This is a genomic window from Faecousia sp., from assembly GCF_048519415.1.
Taxonomy (GTDB): domain Bacteria; phylum Bacillota; class Clostridia; order Oscillospirales; family Oscillospiraceae; genus JAZOXB01.
The window spans coordinates 1-17,734 of the sequence record NZ_DBFZUT010000023.1 but is presented as its reverse complement, the minus strand read 5'-3'; the positions used below and the strand labels follow the sequence as shown (position 1 = coordinate 17,734).

Genomic DNA, 17,734 nt, shown 5'->3' with positions numbered 1-17,734 from the left:
ACCACAAAACAGGTCGGAAGTAAACTCATTTCGTGGCAGCGCGTGTCGCGGCGGCATAGAATGCAGCGGGAAAGGAGGAATTTTCTTGGCTCGTGTCATTTATAAGTTCGGCGGCACGTCCGTCGGCGACACACGGCGGCTGTACCGCGCGGCGCGGCGCATCGCCGCGGCCCACCGCGCCGGGGACGAGGTCGTCGCCGTGCTCTCGGCGCAGGCGGGCGCAACGGATGCCCTGCTCGCGCGCGGGCGGGAGATCGACCCGGACTGCGCCGGGCGGGAGGCAGACAGCCTGCTGTCCACGGGCGAGCAGGTCTCCGTCAGCCTGTGCGCGCTGGCGCTGGCGCGTCTCGGCGTCCCGGCTGTGAGCCTGTGCGGCTGGCAGATGGGCCTGCAGACGGACGGCAGCCACGGCAGCGCGCGGGTGCTGGGCCTGCGCGGCGACCGCATCGAGCGGGAGCTGCGGGCCGGGCGCGTCGTGCTGGCAGCGGGCTTTCAGGGCGTGGACACCGCCGGGGATATCACGACGCTCGGCCGCGGCGGCTCCGATACGACGGCGGTCGCGCTGGCGGCCTTCCTGCACGCCGATCTCTGCCGCATTTATACGGATGTCGACGGCGTCTATGACCGCGACCCGCGTCTGCATCCAGACGCCGTGAAATACGGCCGCATCTCCTATGATGATATGCTTCTGCTGGCCCGCGGCGGAGCACGCGTGCTGCATGACCGCTGCGTGGAGCTGGCGCGCCGGGAGCACGTCGTGCTGGAGGTCTGCTCTGCGTTCTCGGACGCGCCTGGGACGATCGTCGGATAAAAAACGGGCTTGCTGCGAACACCGCAGCAAGCCCCAAATGGTTCGTTAATAACCCGTTATTTATTCTCCCTGCGCGGGGACAAACAGCGACTCTGCCAGCTCCTGCAGCGCTTCGGGCGGTACCGTGCCGTCCGTCTCAAGGCTGTAGGCAAGTCCCGGCGCGATATCGATCCAGATGAGTTTGCAGCCCGCATTGCCGGGATCGTCCGAAAGCTCTGCCCGGCACCAGCGGATGGTCGTCTCCTCCGTGTGCGGATAGACGCGCTCTGAGCCGGAGAGGTCCACAAGGCGCTCCGGGTCTGCGCTGTCGCTCATGCCCATATGCCAGCGGTAGGAGATGCCGTCCAGCGTGAACGTTGTCTCCGCCACGGTCTGCCCGTCGATCTCCAGCACGCCATAGGTCACATCTTCCGCATCATCCGGTGCTACCGCGACATCGTAGCCCAGTGTTTTCAGAATGCCGCAGGCGCTATGCAGCACGCTCTGCGCCGAATCCTCGGCACCGAGCGCCCACTGTGTTCCCGTGCTTCCGGCATACCAGCCAACCCAGCTCTCCTCACCGTCCGTGCGCAGGTCCATGGCAAGACCGGCGTCGCTCCAGGACAGCTCCTGCGTCCAGTTTGCCGATGAACCGGTCAGATCGGCGGCGGAGTCCGTCTTCAGGGAGCGCGCCGTATATCTGATCCCGTTGCTCACATAGCATACCTGCGCCATGGGAATGTCGGAATCCGTCGGGACCAGAGAATAGACCACGTCCTGCGAATCCGCCGGGACGGCCAGCGTATAGCCGAGGTCCATGATCGCCTTTGCATCGGTTGTGATGGAGGAGGGGACAGCTGCCTCCGTTGCGCTCGTGCCGGACTGCTTCTGCGTGCCGTCCGGCTGCACATCCTGCCGGGCCGGAGCGCGCAGCAGCGGCACGGCAGCCAGCGCGGCGGCGATGCACAGGCAGGCCGCGGCTGCAAGCGGAATCCAGACGTGCCTGCGGCGGCGCACCGGCTGCATGGCCTCCTCGAGCAGATCGTCGTCCACGGCGTGCATCAGGCGGAAAAACCGGTCATCCTGCTTCATAGAAATACTCCTTCCTCTTCCAGCCTCCTGCGGAGCCGCGCGCGGGTGCGGAACAGCGAGCTGCGGATGCGGCCGGAGCCTGCGCCGCAGGCCTCGGCGATCTCGGCGATGCTCTCGCCGTACCAGTAGCGCCGCAGGAAAAACCGCCGGGCATCCTCGGGCTGTGCGCGCAGAAAATCATTGAGTGTGCGCTGCAGCTCCTGCACCATGGCGGCCTCCTCCGGGCCGTCCTTTGCCAGCGGCAGGCAGGCCTCCAGCTCCTCATAGGCCTCCGTCAGCGCGGTCTCGCGCTTCTGCGAGTGATGATAGGCATAGCGGTCGAGCGCCAGGTTGCGCGTGATGCGCACAAGATAGGCCTCGAGCGAGCGCGGCTTTTCCGGCGGGATGGCGTTCCATGCGCGCATGCAGGTGTCGTTTACGCACTCCTCCACGTCGCGCTCATCCTTCAGGATGCCGCGCGCAACGGAGCGGCAGAGCCTGCCGTATTTTTCCTCCACCGCGCTGATGGCGTATTCTACCCGGTGGTAGAACAGCTGCAAAATCTCGTCGTCGCCCATAGGTCTCGTGCCTCCTGCCGCGCCTCTGCGGCTGCAGAAGCATTCTGTTTATGCAGACGGAAAATCTGCGGGATGGTTTCGTTGGGAATAGGGAGTTAACCCAATTTTTTTCACACATTGTATCGAAATCCGACAGCTGCGTCCATGCTGTTTTCTGCAGAAAAAGAAAAAGGAACCGTCTGCCGCTGGCAGACGGTTCAGGCTGTAACACGTATCATGCAGGAAAAACGCCAGAATCCCCGTTCATACCTGCAGCTTGCCCGCAGCGGAAAGGCCTTTGAAAAGGATTCCTGCAACAGGCTGCAAGAATCCTTTGCAGTCCGGCAGCCATCTGTTTTACGTTCTTTTTATGCTACCCTGCCGCGGCCAGCATATTTTCGATCAGGATGCCGTAGCCCGCCGCCGGCTCATTGACCAGAACATGCGTGACCGCGCCGACGAGCCGCCCGTCCTGCAGGATGGGGCTGCCGCTCATGCCCTGCACGATGCCGCCGGTCTGTGCCAGCAGGGTGCTGTCCGTGACGGCCAGCCGGAGATTGCGCCCCTGCGGCTCATCCGGCTCGACGGAGACGATCTGCACGGCATATTCGCGCGTCTCCGTGCCGGAAACGTTGGAGAGGATCGTCGCGCTGCCGGTGTGGACCTGCGCGGCGGCGGCCGTGGGCAGCGGGGAAGCGTCCTGCGGCGGTGTCATGGTGCCGAAAATGCCGCGCTCCGTGTTGCTGCGGATCGTTCCGCATGGGCTGCGCCCCGTCACAGCCCCGTGCAGCGCGCCGGGCGTTCCGACCTCGCCGCGCGTGACCGATGTGACGGCGGCGGGCAGGGCAAGGCCGCTGCGCAGCGGGAGCAGGGCGCTGCTGTCGCAGACACCGTGGCCGAGCGCGCCGAACGTGCCGTTCTCCGGGTCATAATAGGTGACGGTGCCGATGCCGGTGATGCTGTCACGGACAAACACGCCGAGCCGCCAGCCGTCCGCGGTTCTCTGGGGCTGCACGGCCGTTTCGGCTGCCTTGCCGCCGCGCTCATAGCGGATGGTCAGCGCCTGCCCGTCCGAGGCGGAGACGGCTGCCGTGACCTGCCGGACCGTGCTGACCCGCTCGCCGTCAATGGCGCGGATGACGTCGCCGCGCCGCAGCCCTGCCTCCCGCGCGCAGGGGTTGTCCTGCGCCAGCTCCACGATGGAAACGCCGTCCGTCTGCAGCTGCAGGCCGATGGCCTGCCCGCCGGGGATGAGCCTATCCGGCAGCGCAGCCAGCGCCGTGCCCGCCAGAAGCACGAGCGCCAGCAGGACGGCTGCCAATTGCTTGAAAATTCGATTCATTTTTTCGTCCTCCCGCGTTTTTCTCGCTGTTAATATGGCGCGGAAATCGAAGAAACGGCTTAGAAAATCCCGGCGGAATTCCCTTGTTAAAAAATGCGACCGGCCGCGCTGCAGGACTCTGCAGACACGGCCGGACCGTTTTTATCCTGTGCGGATAGAAATTTCAAATAAAAAGAGGGACCAGACGCATCCGATCCCCCCGAGTATGCTCCGCAGAGACATACCGCAATTCGCTTCTATAGTATACGATATGAGACGCAAAAAAGCAAGAATTTTCTGTAATTTTGGTCATTATTTTTACGATTGCTCTAAATACTGCTTCAGCGCATGCAGTTTTGCGGCCTGATCTGTATAAAGAATCTGGTGATACACCGAAGTCGGAACAGCGCTATGAAGTTGTTCTGCCTCGTCGGAAAAGCTGGAGATCAAGTGGGTACCGGTTGCAACAGGAAAGTGCAGCAAGGAAAGCAGATAGACAAGAAGAACTAAGTAGTCCGTGATCGTATCAAAACGGAGCGGAGGGATAGAAAAGTGATTTGACACTGCGTTGCCTACCTGCTGGTCGATCTTCCCTGTCCGAAAACGTACATCGAAAATAACGTCATCATGCGCAATGGCATTACGAAGATCTTTCAACGTATAGATCAAACGTTGCGGCAGAGTAGCGCCGGTATCATCTGACTGTCGTATGCCAAGACGCCTGGAAATATCTTGCCTGCAATGTAGATTCAGGCAGGAAACAAATCGGCCAAATTCACCAAGACTCAGCAATTCAAAGATTGCCCAGATCGGGAGATTGATGTCCTTGTTCAGATAGTGTTCTGCAATTGGATTCCCGCTGCAGAAGGAATCTGTCTGAACACGGTATATTCGGTTACGTAAGTCAAGCCGACGCTTTAATTCTGCTTTGTATTGATCGGCTTTTGCATTGTGCGATCCTGAGGGACTAAACTGATACTGCTTATAGTTGTCAAGCAGATCTGCGTATATATCAATAAAATTATCGGATTTTCCGATGGCAATGATGCTCTCCAGAACATAATTTTTCAAAGCGGTTTCAATTCGCATTGCCGGCGGATAGAAAAGTGCCTTCAGGTGCGAATCAAATTCATAAATTGCTGTCAATTCGTCGAACTTAGTATATGGAATCCGATTTGCAGAATTTCGAATATAGCGATAACCTTTATAGCCATGGTAGTATCCCATGTTCCGAAGATGCCGCTTTTGTTCACTGCCGGAAATCGCAATGTTTTTGCTCGTGTTCAGATAATCCATGAGCTCATCCGTTGTTTTGGGCGGCAAAGACATAGCATAACCTCCTCTCAAATTTTTTCACGCATCTGCCCGGCTTCCTATAGAATCGAAATGATGAGCGATGATGCTTTGATCTTCACATCCGCCGGATATCCTGCCCGACGAACTGGATCAGGCGATAGGTGCCGAGCAGGCGCGAGGCGATCTGCGGGGAATAGCGCACGGACAGCTGCTCCGGCGTCAGATTCGTGGAGATGATCGTCGGGCGCGATTCCATCAGGCGGGTGTTTACCACATGGTACAGGGCGGAGCAGACGAACTGCGTCGTCATTTCCGTGCCGAGGTCGTCGATGATGAGCAGGTCGCACTGCAGGTAGCGCTGGGAAAGCCCGCGGTTTTCCTCCTGCGACATGTCAAATTTTTCCGCTTCAAAATCGGAAAACAGGTGAATGGCCGTATCGTATACAACGCTGTAGCCGCGGTCGGCCACCGTGCGCGCGATGCAGGCGGACAGGAACGTCTTGCCGAGGCCCGTTGCGCCGGAGAACAGCATGTTCCCGGACTGCATCGTGAAATTCTGCGCATACTTCCGGCAGTGGTTGAAATTCCGCTGCATGAGGGCGCGGGGACTGGTGCGTACGCTCTCGGAATACTCGGCGGGATAAAGGTCGAGACGGAAATTTTCAAACGTTTCCCGGCCGCTGCCGAGCAGGCTCGTCAGCTCCTTTTTCTGCTCCTGCCGGCACAGCTCGCGCAGGCACGAGCACATCTGCGCGCCGACATAGCCGCGCCCGCCGCACTTGGCGCACACGGGCGTGTCGTCCAGATAGCCGTCCTCAAAGTCTCCGGCCTCAAGGATCCAGCTGCGCTCCCGCTGGAGCGCGAGATTCTTTTCCCGGACGGCGGCGACGGCCTGCGACGGGTCCTCGCCGCGCTGCAGGGCCGCGGCCATCAGCTCGGCCATGGTGCGGCGCAGCTCGTTATCGATCTCGGCCAGACGGGGATAGCGGGCATAGGCGTCCGCTCTGTGGGCGGCGTTCTCCTGCTCACGCTCCGCCTTGGCCTGCTCCAGCCGCGCGCGGGCGCGATGGAGCACCTGTTCGCTGTATGCCATCTCAATCGTCCTCCTCTGCCAGCATGCGGGCCACGGCCTCCTGCGCCAGCGGGCTCAGCGCGGCGTCATGCTGCTGATAGGCGCTGGTGCGGCGCTGCTCCGGCTTGCGCGGGGCATCCCCGGCGAGAATTTCCTCCGGCGTGTGCAGGTTCTGCTCGTGCCAGCTTGTCAGAATGGAATTCATGTACGCCCATTTGAGTGCCCCGGTGTTCAGACAGGTGCGCTCATAGGCCATGCGGATCGTGTCGTCGCGGAAGCCCATCCGGATCCACGAGACCAGATATTTCTCCTCCGCGGGAGTCAGGCGGCGCTGGTCGATCTGCAGCAGCTGGCGCAGCTGCTGCACACGGGTGTGGAGCTGCAGCTGCTGCTGCACATAGAACGAGGCGGTCTCCAGCGTGTCGATGCCCTCATCCGCCCAGCGATAGGCCTCTTTTTCAATGGCGCGCATGGACGGCGCGCGCGAATCGCGGCGGCGGCTGCGCTCCAGACAGTAATAGAGCAGCACACCCACGACCTCCGTCGGCAGGCGGAGATAATCGATGAGCGAGAGCAGGATCTTCAGCTCCTCTGTGGAGAGCGTGCGGCCGAGACGGCGCTGCGCCTCGCCGACGAGATTGCGGAAGCGGCCGTCGCCCGCCTGCTGCTCGCGCTTCAGGTCCTCTTCGGTGTACTGTGGGCGCTCCGGCGTGGGATGCACCGGGCGCTCCTCCTGCCACAGGCCAAGCTGGCGCAGCGTGTCCGTCGCGCCGACCATGCGCGGGACGGTGAAGTGCAGGGCAGCCAGCGCTGTTTCGCGCGGCAGTTCCGCCTTGCGGTATAAAAATAAAACTGCGGCATCCGGATTGCCGCAGGAGGTGAGCTTGCGGACCTCTTCTTCGGTTAGGGTGATTCCCGGCATGGTGCTTCATACTCCGTACAACAAAAATTTCGAGATGATTATACCACAGTTCCGGGAAAGCGGCAAGCACCGCGCGCGGAAATCGGCGGATCCGCGCAGCGAAAAATTTTGGAACGGGCGGAACATTTCCCCGGCAGGTGCGTCTAATAAAAGAAACAGTCCGGGAAGACAGATCGGGAGGGACATCGTATGAAACGAGGGATCGCCATTCTTCTTGCGGCCCTGCTGCTGGGCCTGTGCGCCTGCAGCCCGACGGGGGCGGATGCATCGGAGCCGGGCGGGACGCAGCCTGGCACCCAGCCCGCGACCCGCGGAACGGAAACGACAGCGGGCACGCAGCAGACGCAGCCTTCCGCGCAGGAGACCGATCCGACGGCAGAAACGCCGGAGGAGCCGGAGATCAACGAGGCATTCACCGCAGCCGCCCCCGATGCGCCGGACGGCGCACTCGGCGTGATGTTCAACGAGCCGTTCGACGGCCTGGATCTGACGGCAACACAGCCTGGCCCCGCGGGCGAATATGACCGTGCCTATATCGTGGCAAAATATGTTGGCTCGTGGGTCAATGTGTTCGGCGTGACGTGGGAGAGCGGGCGGCTGAATGTCGGCGACAAGGCCCTCTATTCGTTCCGCACCGGGCAGGGCGATGTCATCGGCGGCTCGTTCGACCGCCCGGACGGCGGCGCGATGTATTATCTGACCGTGACGGCGCCGGACGGCAGCGATTTTGGAGAATACCTGACCTACAACGGCCGCTGGGGCTCGCCGCAGAAGGAATATCTCATGGATACCTGCTGGAATGCGGAGGCGGTCCTGCGCGAGGCTGCCGGTGCGGACGAGGACTGGGAGCTCTATGACAGCCGTCTCATTCAGGACGACGGCATCCCCTATGTCTGCTTCCGGCTGGAGGGCGAGACGGAGCGGTATGCGCTGGTCCCGCCGGACGGCTCGTGCGTCTATGCCGCCGAGCTCGACCCCGATACGGATCGCTACTGTATTACCGGTGTATTTTAAGAGCAAATGAAAAGCGCTGCGGATCAGAAGAGGCTTCATAAGGAAGAATGGGCTATCTCAAAATAGAATTTTCTGAAAATTAGCCCAACAATAAATGCCGTGGAAATCCAATTAAAACTGGATTTCCACGGCATTTATCTAACTTTTGAAGGGAACTATTCTCTTACAATTCGCATTTTGAGACAGCCACTTCTTTTGGCGCGATCCGAAAACGGATCGATACTGGATTTTGGTGACAAGATCCGATGCTCGCTGTACCTATGGACGAAAATGATATTCCGGGCTTTGCCCGGAGTGATATTTTCCTTTTCGGAACGTGATATAAAAGCTGCTCGGCTTTTGTGATATATATTCGCCTGTTAAACTGCCGCAGGCAATATCACGATGCGAAGCATAATATCACTGTCCAAAGGACAATATCACTCGCCGTCAGGCGAATATAATTGAGGCGCACTTCCTTACGGAGTGCGCCTCACGGCCGCAGCGCTTTTTTATGAGATTTTACGCCTCGATCTCGTCGAAATCGTCAAGGCCCTCGTCGCACTTGCCGAAGCAGGGAAGGAGCTTCTTCAGATCGTCCCAGAAGTGGATCATGGCGACTGCAATGCTGCCGACAACGACGACACCGCCGATGATGCCCAGAATGAGCTTCAGATTATTCTTCATGAAATTGACCTCCCGTATTGAAATGGTAGTTATAGTATACCGCAAAATAAGAATTTCGCAAGGGGATAATTGTGAATTTTCAGCTCAGATGCGGACGATGCGGCCCTCCAGACGCGGGGCGGCAGGCTTCTCCGGCTCCGCGGCATAGCCAAGGATGCAGTGGCCGATGCCGATCCACTCGCCCTCGACGCCCCACTGCTGCAGCAGGGCCTTTCCCTCGGCCGAGGCGAAGACCTCACGGGCGCGGTGGATCCAGCAGCTGGCGATGCCGAGGCTGTGCGCGGCGTTCATCAGGTTACCGAGCGCGAGCGAGCCGTCCTCCACGGCTGTGAACGCGGCGGCATCTGCCAGCACGACGCAGACGGTCGGCGCGCCGTAGAACGGGTGAGCGTCCGGGCTGCCGAGCACACCGCCGTTCAGCCGCTCCAGTGCGGCGATCGCGGCGGGGTCCTGCACGACAAGGAGCTTTACGGACTGGCGGCCCATGCCGCTCGGCGCGTAAAGCCCGGCGCGCAGGATCTCCTGCAGCGCCTCCTCCGGCACCTGCTCCGGGCGATAGGCCCGGCAGCTCCGGCGGGTCTCGAGACAGTTCAGAACTTCGTTCATAAGAAAAACTCCTTTCAGATCATATATACCATATTGTAGCGGCGCTCAGTGAGCGCCATGGAGGCTGGCAATGATTGCGGCATGAATTCTATGGCGTGAGGCCCTCGGAATGACAAATCTGGTGGCCATTGCCACTGAATTTGTACCGCAGGATTTGCGGGTGCGCATGGCGCTTACTAAGCGCCGCTACAGACGCAACTGGATTTTACCATTTTAACGGCAGTCTGTACCGGCTGCCGGTGCAGCGCCGGGCGGGGCGTGCTCTTCCCCTGTCAATTGCGCCTATAAAATATCAGACATATCCATACATCCCGCGGACGGAGACCTCGCCGGAGCTGACGACGCCCTCCGTGCCGTCCGGGTAGCGGACGATCAGGCCGCCGGCCTCGTCGATGCCGATGGCGTGGGCAAGGCGCGTCTCTCCGGCGCGCAGGATCTGCACGTCCTGCCCCAGCGTCACGCAGACTCCGGCATATTCCGCCAGCCACTGCGGCAGCGCCCCGGGCAGCTGTGCGTCCAGCTCCTGCAGACGGCGCACCATGGCCGCGGCGAGGGCATTGGGGTCGACGGCCGTGCCGACGGCCTCCCGCAGTGAGACGGCCACATCACGCGCCGGCTCCGGCAGGGCGGGCGTGTCCGTGTTGCAGTTTACGCCGATGCCGACCACGGCATATTCCAGCATGCCGCTGTCGGCCTCTGCCGCCAGCTCCGTCAGGATGCCGCAGACCTTCCGCTTGCCGATGACCAGATCGTTCGTCCACTTGATGCCGACATCGGCCGGGCAGCAGTCCCGGATGGCGCGGCGGATGGCCACGGCGACGGCAGCCGTCAGCCACAGCAGCTCCGCGGCCTCGCGCTGCGGCCGCAGCAGGACGGAAAGGTACACACCGCCCGGCGGCGAGACGAACGTCCGGCCGCGCCTGCCGCGCCCGCCGGTCTGGCGGCCGGTGATATAGACGCTCCCGTGCGGCGCGCCGAGTGCGGCCTGCGCCTTGGCATAGGTGTTCGTCGAGTCCACCGTGGGCAGGACACTGACGGGCCAGGGGCAGCCTTCCAGCAGCGCGTGCACGGCGGCATCGCTCAGGGCCGATTCCGGCCGGTGCAGGCAGTAGCCCCGATTCGGCACGGAGTCAATGCTGCAGCCGTCGGCCCGTAGCGCCTGCACGGCCTTCCAGACGGCGGCACGCGTGACGCCGAGCGTGCGGCTGATCTCCTCTCCGGAGACATATTCGCCGTCCCGCAGCAGGGACAGCACCTCTGCCTTTCCCATGGCATTCCCTCCAAAATAATGGTTGCAATTCCGGACCCCGTCCGGTATAATACGTTTGCCGGTTCCAGTATACCCGATTTTTTCCGGGCTGTAAATGCCTTTTTTCGGGTGGGACCGCGCGATCGCCGCTGCGAGGCGGCGAACTGCTTGCGCCTATCGTAAACCTGACGCAGGCAAAATGTAAACCGTCTGTACCGCGCCCACCGGTGCAGACGGAAATCAAAAAGAGAAAAGAGAACGGAGAAAATTTCATGAACAACACCCATTCCTCCCGCGCACGCAGCACGGTCCTGCCGCTCGTGCTTACGGCCCTGTTTGCCGCGCTCACTGCCATCGGCGCCTTCCTCCGCATTCCTGCCGGGGAAATTTCCTTTACGCTGCAGGTGTTCTTCACCTCCATGGCCGGCATCCTGCTCGGTCCGTGGTGGGGAGCGGCCTCGCAGGTGGTCTATGTTCTGCTCGGCCTCATCGGCCTGCCCATCTTCACGGAGGGCGGCGGCCTGATGTATCTGGCAAAGCCCTCGTGCGGCTTCCTGCTCGGTCTGCCGCTCATGGCCATGGTCATCGGTCTGCTGACCCGCGACCTGAAGGCCTCGACACTCCGCGGCCACGCTGTTCGCGGTATGCTCCGCATCGCGCTGGCCTGTGTGGCGGGCCTCGCCGTGCTGTACCTGATCGGCCTTCCCTATATGTACTTCGTGCTGGCAGGCAAGTGGAGCATTCAGAAGACTATCGTGTCCGGCTGCCTGATCTTCCTGCCATTTGACGCGCTGAAGATCGTTGTGACGACGCTCCTGTGCGTGCGGCTGCTGCCGGTCCTGCGCAGGGATTGAGCGAAAAAGTCCTTTTTTGCGCGCGAATGCTTGCAGGAAGACCTGTCTTGTGATAAAATCAGACTGTCAAAAGACCTGCCCGGCCGAATTTTTGCTTTGCAATTTGGAAAGCAGTCTGGCGGAAAAATCCGAAAGGGCCTTTTTGACAAGCCGAAAATATAAGGCAGGAAACCGGCGGAGCGATCCGCGGAAAGGACGGCCCCATGAACGTAAAACTTGATTTTGTCCTGCGGGAGATCGCGGGAGAGACGCTGCTGGTCCCAGCCGGGAAAACGGCGCTGGACCTCAACGGCATGCTGACGCTTAACGAGACCGGCGCGGCCCTGTGGCGCATGCTGCCGGAGGCGGCGGATGCCGAGGCGCTGACGCAGGGCCTGCTGCAGGAATTCGAGGGCGCGCCCGCAGAGCAGGTCCGCGCGGATGTCGAGGAATTTCTTGCCCGGCTGCGTGAGCTCGGCATTGTGGAGTAAGTGCGCAAAATTGTCAGGGAATATCCCGATTCTCTACAATTTTCTCAATTTTCCCTGTAAAACCCGTAGAAATTGATGAAATTTGACGATTGCGGATTTTTGCGAATTTCGCTATAATAAAAAGGCTGAAAAACCGCAAGATCCTATTATTATCGCACCGTCGGACAAAGCACCGGCGGAACAAACGTAAATGGAGGATACGCATTATGTCTATCAAAGTTGGTATCAATGGTTTTGGCCGTATCGGCCGTATGGTCTTCCGTGCAAGCCTGAACTTCCCGGAAATCGAAGTTGTCGGCATCAACGATCTGTGCCCGGCTGACTACCTCGCTTACATGCTGAAGTACGATACCATGCATGGCCAGTTCAACGGCACCGTCGAGGCTACCGAGAACTCCATCATTGTCAACGGCAAGGAGATCCCCATCTCTGCAGAGCGCAACCCCGCTGATCTGCCCTGGGGCAAGCTCGGCGCTGAGTATGTTGTCGAGTCCACCGGCCTGTTCCTGACTCAGGAGAAGGCTGCCGGCCATCTGGCTGCCGGTGCCAAGAAGGTCGTCATGTCTGCTCCGTCCAAGGACGCTACCCCGATGTTCGTCTGCGGCGTCAACTTCGACAAGTACACGAAGGACATGAACTTCGTCTCCAACGCTTCCTGCACCACGAACTGCCTGGCCCCGATCGCCAAGGTCCTGAACGACAAGTTCGGCATCACCGACGGCCTCATGACCACCGTTCACTCCACCACCGCTACCCAGAAGACCGTTGACGGCCCGTCCCTGAAGGACTGGAGAGGCGGCCGCGCTGCTTCCGGCAACATCATCCCGTCTTCCACCGGCGCTGCCAAGGCTGTCGGCAAGGTCATCCCCGAGCTGAACGGCAAGCTGACCGGTATGTCCATGCGTGTTCCGACGCTGGATGTCTCCGTCGTTGACCTGACTGTCAACCTCGCGAAGCCCGCTACCTACGAAGAGATCTGCAACGCCATGAAGGAAGCCTCCGAGGGCGAGCTGAAGGGCGTTCTGGGTTACACCGACGAGGCCGTCGTTTCTTCCGACTTCCTCGGCGACACCCGCACCTCCATCTTCGACGCCAAGGCCGGCATCGCTCTGACCGACACCTTCGTGAAGGTCGTTTCCTGGTACGACAACGAGATCGGCTACTCCAACAAGGTTCTTGAGCTCATCAAGCACATGTACAGCGTTGATCACGCCGAGTAATTCTCATCCAATTGCATAACGGGAGCGCGTCCTAAACTTTTAGGACGCGTTCCTTTTTCCGTCCGCTTGCAACTTTTGCGCAGATGCGTTATAATTTTCCATAGAGGAATGTCCCCGATAACCGCCTGCCTTACCCGGGGGAGGCGATCCACGATCAGGAGGTATGCAACATGGCCGCATCGAAAGTCTACTTTACCACCTTCCATACCACGCTGGAGGAAAACATCCAGCAGAAGCTCTCCCGTCTGCTGCTGACGGCGGGGATGGACCAGATCGATTTCAGGAACCGCTACGTCGCCATTAAAATGCACTTCGGCGAGCCGGGCAATTTGGCCTACCTGCGCCCGAACTATGCAAAGACCGTCGCGGATCTTGTGCGCCAGCTCGGCGGCAAGCCGTTCCTGACGGACTGCAACACGCTCTATGTCGGCGGCCGCAAGAATGCCCTCGACCACATCGAGTCCGCCTATGTCAACGGCTTCACGCCTTATACGACGGGCTGCCATATCATCATTGCCGACGGCCTGAAGGGCTCGGACGATGTTGCCGTTCCGGTGGACGGCGAGTATGTGAAGAACGCCCGCATCGGCCGCGCGCTGATGGATGCCGATATCGTCATCTCCCTGACCCACTTCAAGGGCCACGAGGCCACGGGCATCGGCGGCACGATCAAAAATCTCGGCATGGGCGGCGGCTCCCGCGCGGGCAAGAAGGAAATGCACGCCGACGGCAAGCCCGCCGTGAACGAGTCCAAGTGCATCGGCTGCGGCGCGTGCCGCAAGATCTGCGCCCACGACGCCCCGACGATCGAGAACCGCAAGATGCACATCGACACGAACAAGTGTGTCGGCTGCGGCCGCTGCATCGCCGTGTGCCCGATGGATGCCATTGAGGGCGTGTGCGACCCGGACGGCCACCTGCTCAACTGCAAGATGGCGGAGTATGCCAAGGCCGTCGTGCAGGGGCGCCCGAGCTTCCACATCAGCCTTGCCATGGATATTTCGCCGAACTGCGACTGCCACCCAGAGAACGACGTGCCTGTCATCCCGAATGTCGGCATGTTTGCCTCGTTCGACCCCGTCGCGCTGGACGAGGCCTGCGCCGAAATGTGCAGCCGCATGCCGCGCAACCCGAACGCCGCCTTCGAGGATGCCTCCTCCGACGACCTGTTCCATGCCGTCCATACCGTGACGCACTGGCAGGACCAGACGGAGCACGGCGAGAAGATCGGCCTCGGCTCGCGCGAGTATGAGCTGATCGAGATTTAAGAAAATACGGAAATCGCCTCCGCCGGAAGGACTCCGACGGAGGCGGTTTTTATAGTTTCCTATGTAGGGGAGAGGCATGCCTCTCCCGGCTGTGCACCTGCGAGCCGTACAGGGCAGCGTTAAAACGGGAAAAGCCAATTGCGCTTTTGCCGATAGCCTGCGCGGGACGGCAGTGCCTGCCCGAGATTGCCACGGCCCCTTCGGGGCCTCGCAATGACACGTCAGGGGAGTGCGGCACTGGGGGCGGTGCGTTCCTCCGAATTGGCGCTGCTTTTGCCGCTTCGCGGACGGGAGCGGCATGCCGCTCCCCTACAGCGCGATATGCTGTCTCACTGAATATGAACGTGGTTATTGATATGATCGATGCAATAGCAGCAATAGCCCTTGCACTTTGAGCAGTAGCGGAACTCAAGGTCCGGGTATTCCGTATCCGTTCTGCCGCACACAAGGCACTTGTGGCGGTAGGGGCGCTCCCCGGCGCGGTTCTGATAATTCTGCGCCCAGTTGGGGTTCGGCTGCTGCTTCGGCGCGGAGGCACGGCGGAATTCGGCGCGGCGCTTGCGCTCGGCACGGGAGGCATGCCTGCGCAGCGACAGCGGCAGGAGCTGCGGCAGCTCATGCCAGCAGAAGAGCAGGCAGGGCAGCTGCGCCACGATCGGCAGGAAGGCGACAAGGATGAGACCGATGCCGAGGAGGGCACTGCCATACAGCGTCCAGAACCGGACGGCTTCGAGGATGTCCTTTACAAGATAATAAAGAATGCCGCCGATGTCCACGAGGGCGAGCCAGCGCATTTTGACCGGGATGAAGAAAAACAGCAGGCCGCGCGCTTCCGGCATCAGCGCCGCGACAGAGAGGAACATCGACAGGTTCAGATAGAGCGCCGAGACACCGTAGGAAACGTGGAACAGGAAATACACCAGCATCGCATAGACATCCATGGCCAGGATGCCGATCAGATAATACAGGTTTACGCGCAGTGAGCCCCAGAGCTGCTCCAGATAGCGGGCGGGCCAATAGGAGCAGTAGAGCGCGAGAGCAACGCTGAAAATGGAGTAGATGCTCATATCGCCGATCCCGGCGAACGTGAAAATATAGCTGAAGAGCCGCCAGACCTGCCCGTGAGCAATGGCCTGAGGGTCGAAGGACAGCGCGCTGTACAGGCTCAGCGGTGTCCCGAACTGGGAAAGAAAATAGACCAGCGCGTTGCCGATGCAGATCCACAGCATGAGATTCGGGATTCCCTTGTTCCGGTTGTTGTTCAGAAACCGGTGGTAGGAATAGTTGAGTTTGCTCAATCGGATCCCTCCTTTATTACCGCTATTGTAGCGTAAAACCATGGGCTTGTCCAGCAACAAAGTGTGAATTTTAGAAGACGTTGCAAAAAAACCGGCGCTGTGGTATGATAACGGCAGAAAAAACAGAAAATTCGACTGGCCGCAGGCCAGAAACGGAGGAAATCACCATGAGCCATGTCCGCGATATGTCCCTTGCCGAGTCCGGCCGGATGAAGATCCGCTGGGTGCAGGATTTTATGCCCGCCCTTGTGGCGATCCGCGCGCGCTTTGAGCGCGAAAAGCCCTTCGCCGGGAAGAAGATCACCATTTCCATCCACATGGAGGCCAAAACGGCCTTCCTCGCGCTCTGCCTTGCGGCAGGCGGCGCGGAGGTGCATGCCACGGGCTGCAATCCCCTGTCCACGCAGGACGACGTGGCGGCGGGCCTTGCGTCCATGGGCGTGGAGACCTATGCCATGCACGGCGTGAACGCAGCGGAATACCGCGGCCTGCTCGTCGAGGCGCTCTCGTGCTGCCCGGATCTCATCATCGACGACGGCGGCGACCTGCTGGACCTGCTGAGCGGGGACTATGCGCATCTGGGCAAAAACCTGCTCGGCGGCGCGGAGGAGACGACGACCGGCATCCACCGCCTGCACGCCCGCGCCCGCGCCGGGGTGCTGCCCTTCCCGATGATGAACGTCAACGATGCGAAGTGCAAGCATTATTATGACAACAAGTACGGCACGGGCCAGTCCGTGTGGGACGCCATCATGCACACGACGAACCTGCTCGTCGCGGGCAAGACCGTCGTTGTCGCGGGCTACGGCTACTGTGGACGCGGCGTGGCCATGCGCGCAAAGGGCATGGGCGCGAACGTTATCGTCACGGAGATCGACCCGATCAAGGCGCTCGAGGCCTCCATGGACGGCTGCCGCGTCATGCCCATGGACGAGGCTGCCCCGCAGGGCGACCTGTTCGTCACGACGACCGGCTGCCGCGACGTGCTGACGCGCAGGCATTTCGAGGTCATGAAGAATAACGCCTTCCTCTCGAACGCAGGCCATTTCAACGTCGAGGTCGACTGCGAGGCGCTGGCGGATATGGCGGTGCGCGTCTATCCGCGCCGGCAGGATATTACGGGCTATGAGCTGGCGGACGGCCGCACGCTGAACCTGCTGGCCGAGGGCCGCCTGGTGAATCTGGCCTCCGGCAACGGACATCCGGCCGAGATCATGGACACGAGCTTCTCCGTGCAGGCGCTGGCGCTGGAGTATCTGCTGCACCACGCCTCCGAGCTGGGTAAGCAGGTCTATGACATCCCGGAGGAGATCGACCGCGAGGTCTCGCGGCTGAAGCTGCATGGCGCGGGCCTGCACATCGACGCACTGACGCCGGAGCAGGAGGCCTATCTCAGCGGCTGGCAGGTCTGAGCCGATGGAGCTGTATTTCAAGCAGCGTCTGCTGTTTTTTTTTGACAGCTTCGATATCTACGATGAGGACGACAACGTCGTCTACACCGTCGAGGGTCAGCCCGCGTGGCTCCACAAGCTGCACGTTCTGAACGCCGCGGGCGAACATATTGCCACGGTGCGGCAGGAGCTGTCGCTGCTGGCGAGCTTCGAGCTCCTGGTGGGCGAGGAGAGCATCGGCTGCGTGGAGCAGAACTTCTCTCTGCTGCGCTCGTCGTTTACGCTGGACTGCTATGACTGGGACATCGAGGGCGACGTGTTCGGCCTGGACTACAGCATCACGGCATCGGACGGCCGGAGCGTGGCGGCATTTTCCAAGGAGCTGTTCCACTGGACGGATACCTACCATCTCTCCGTCCCGCGTGAGGAGGATGTCCTTCCGGCCCTGCTGATCGTGCTGGCCATCGATGCGGCGCGCTGCCGCCGCGGCGGGTGAATTTTTCCTGCAATTAGAATTGGCAAAGCCCGGCTCGGGATGAGCCGGGCTCAGGCTGTCGAAAAACCTGGCCAGCCGGAGGTTTCGGAGGGAAGAAAAGTGTGAAAGGAAACCGTCAGGGTTTCCTTTCGCGTTCAATAACCCGCCGCAGCGGCAGAATTGCAAAATAATAC

Annotated in this window: 18 protein-coding genes; 8 read left to right on the top strand and 10 right to left on the bottom strand. The window is 60.7% G+C overall.

What is annotated here, in order from left to right; genetic code table 11:
- Window positions 1–85: 85 nt before the first annotated feature.
- Window positions 86–811 carry a hypothetical protein gene (locus ACMKFF_RS02890; protein ID WP_419495964.1) on the top strand — a complete coding sequence of 242 codons (726 nt, stop codon included), beginning with the start codon at window positions 86–88 and terminating at the stop codon, window positions 809–811.
- Window positions 812–871: 60 nt separating this feature from the next.
- Here the strand turns inward: ACMKFF_RS02890 and ACMKFF_RS02885 are convergent, their stop codons facing one another.
- The 6 genes from ACMKFF_RS02885 to ACMKFF_RS02860 all read right to left on the bottom strand — a co-directional run bounded on the left by ACMKFF_RS02885 (window position 872) and on the right by ACMKFF_RS02860 (window position 7,029).
- Window positions 872–1,882 carry a hypothetical protein gene (locus tag ACMKFF_RS02885; protein WP_419495963.1) on the bottom strand — a complete coding sequence of 337 codons (1,011 nt, stop codon included), beginning with the start codon at window positions 1,880–1,882 and terminating at the stop codon, window positions 872–874.
- Entirely contained in the window at window positions 1,879–2,439 is a 561-nt protein-coding gene (locus tag ACMKFF_RS02880) for a sigma-70 family RNA polymerase sigma factor (RefSeq protein WP_419495962.1), read from the bottom strand. Before ACMKFF_RS02880 ends, ACMKFF_RS02885 begins: the two co-directional genes overlap by 4 nt.
- A gap of 352 nt (window positions 2,440–2,791) precedes the next feature.
- Window positions 2,792–3,760: a SpoIVB peptidase S55 domain-containing protein gene (locus ACMKFF_RS02875; protein WP_419495961.1), complete on the bottom strand. Its 969-nt coding sequence runs from the start codon at window positions 3,758–3,760 to the stop codon at window positions 2,792–2,794.
- A gap of 297 nt (window positions 3,761–4,057) precedes the next feature.
- Window positions 4,058–5,068, bottom strand: a complete 1,011-nt coding sequence (locus ACMKFF_RS02870) for an Abi family protein (protein ID WP_419495960.1) — start codon at window positions 5,066–5,068, stop codon at window positions 4,058–4,060.
- Window positions 5,069–5,150: 82 nt separating this feature from the next.
- Window positions 5,151–6,128 (bottom strand): ATP-binding protein, encoded by a 978-nt coding sequence (locus ACMKFF_RS02865; RefSeq protein WP_419495959.1) that lies wholly within the window; start codon window positions 6,126–6,128, stop codon window positions 5,151–5,153.
- 1 nt (window position 6,129) lies between these two features.
- Window positions 6,130–7,029, bottom strand: coding sequence for a DnaD domain protein (locus ACMKFF_RS02860; RefSeq protein ID WP_367926844.1), 900 nt, complete (start codon window positions 7,027–7,029; stop codon window positions 6,130–6,132).
- Between the two features lie 189 nt (window positions 7,030–7,218).
- Between ACMKFF_RS02860 and ACMKFF_RS02855 the strand changes: the two genes are divergently transcribed.
- On the top strand, window positions 7,219–8,043 hold the full coding sequence (locus ACMKFF_RS02855; RefSeq protein ID WP_418487125.1) for a hypothetical protein: 825 nt from the start codon (window positions 7,219–7,221) through the stop codon (window positions 8,041–8,043).
- A 501-nt stretch (window positions 8,044–8,544) separates the two neighbouring features.
- Here ACMKFF_RS02855 and ACMKFF_RS02850 read toward each other — a convergent pair.
- From ACMKFF_RS02850 to ACMKFF_RS02840, 3 genes are all read right to left on the bottom strand, one after another.
- The gene (locus tag ACMKFF_RS02850) at window positions 8,545–8,709 is read right to left on the bottom strand and encodes a hypothetical protein (protein ID WP_349134618.1); all 165 of its coding nucleotides are present in this window, start codon (window positions 8,707–8,709) and stop codon (window positions 8,545–8,547) included.
- An 84-nt stretch (window positions 8,710–8,793) separates the two neighbouring features.
- Window positions 8,794–9,315, bottom strand: coding sequence for a nitroreductase (locus ACMKFF_RS02845; RefSeq protein WP_349134619.1), 522 nt, complete (start codon window positions 9,313–9,315; stop codon window positions 8,794–8,796).
- Window positions 9,316–9,607: 292 nt separating this feature from the next.
- Window positions 9,608–10,585: a biotin--[acetyl-CoA-carboxylase] ligase gene (locus tag ACMKFF_RS02840; RefSeq protein WP_419495958.1), complete on the bottom strand. Its 978-nt coding sequence runs from the start codon at window positions 10,583–10,585 to the stop codon at window positions 9,608–9,610.
- Between the two features lie 251 nt (window positions 10,586–10,836).
- Between ACMKFF_RS02840 and ACMKFF_RS02835 the strand changes: the two genes are divergently transcribed.
- The 4 genes from ACMKFF_RS02835 (at window position 10,837) to ACMKFF_RS02820 (ending at window position 14,376) form a co-directional block, all read left to right on the top strand.
- Window positions 10,837–11,418 (top strand): biotin transporter BioY, encoded by a 582-nt coding sequence (locus ACMKFF_RS02835; RefSeq protein ID WP_349134621.1) that lies wholly within the window; start codon window positions 10,837–10,839, stop codon window positions 11,416–11,418.
- 203 nt (window positions 11,419–11,621) lie between these two features.
- A complete protein-coding gene (locus ACMKFF_RS02830; RefSeq protein ID WP_349134622.1) occupies window positions 11,622–11,888 on the top strand; it encodes a PqqD family protein in 267 nt (88 codons plus the stop codon).
- A 206-nt stretch (window positions 11,889–12,094) separates the two neighbouring features.
- Entirely contained in the window at window positions 12,095–13,108 is a 1,014-nt protein-coding gene (gene gap, locus ACMKFF_RS02825; protein WP_419495957.1) for a type I glyceraldehyde-3-phosphate dehydrogenase, read from the top strand.
- Between the two features lie 170 nt (window positions 13,109–13,278).
- The gene (locus tag ACMKFF_RS02820) at window positions 13,279–14,376 is read left to right on the top strand and encodes a DUF362 domain-containing protein (RefSeq protein ID WP_419495956.1); all 1,098 of its coding nucleotides are present in this window, start codon (window positions 13,279–13,281) and stop codon (window positions 14,374–14,376) included.
- 329 nt (window positions 14,377–14,705) lie between these two features.
- Here the strand turns inward: ACMKFF_RS02820 and ACMKFF_RS02815 are convergent, their stop codons facing one another.
- Window positions 14,706–15,674, bottom strand: coding sequence for a rhomboid family intramembrane serine protease (locus ACMKFF_RS02815; RefSeq protein WP_367926838.1), 969 nt, complete (start codon window positions 15,672–15,674; stop codon window positions 14,706–14,708).
- Window positions 15,675–15,841: 167 nt separating this feature from the next.
- On the opposite strand from ACMKFF_RS02815, the gene ACMKFF_RS02810 reads away from it, so the two are divergent.
- Both ACMKFF_RS02810 and ACMKFF_RS02805 read left to right on the top strand, forming a co-directional pair.
- Window positions 15,842–17,086 carry an adenosylhomocysteinase gene (locus ACMKFF_RS02810; protein WP_419495955.1) on the top strand — a complete coding sequence of 415 codons (1,245 nt, stop codon included), beginning with the start codon at window positions 15,842–15,844 and terminating at the stop codon, window positions 17,084–17,086.
- 4 nt (window positions 17,087–17,090) lie between these two features.
- Window positions 17,091–17,561 carry an LURP-one-related/scramblase family protein gene (locus ACMKFF_RS02805; RefSeq protein WP_419495954.1) on the top strand — a complete coding sequence of 157 codons (471 nt, stop codon included), beginning with the start codon at window positions 17,091–17,093 and terminating at the stop codon, window positions 17,559–17,561.
- Window positions 17,562–17,734 lie beyond the last annotated feature (173 nt).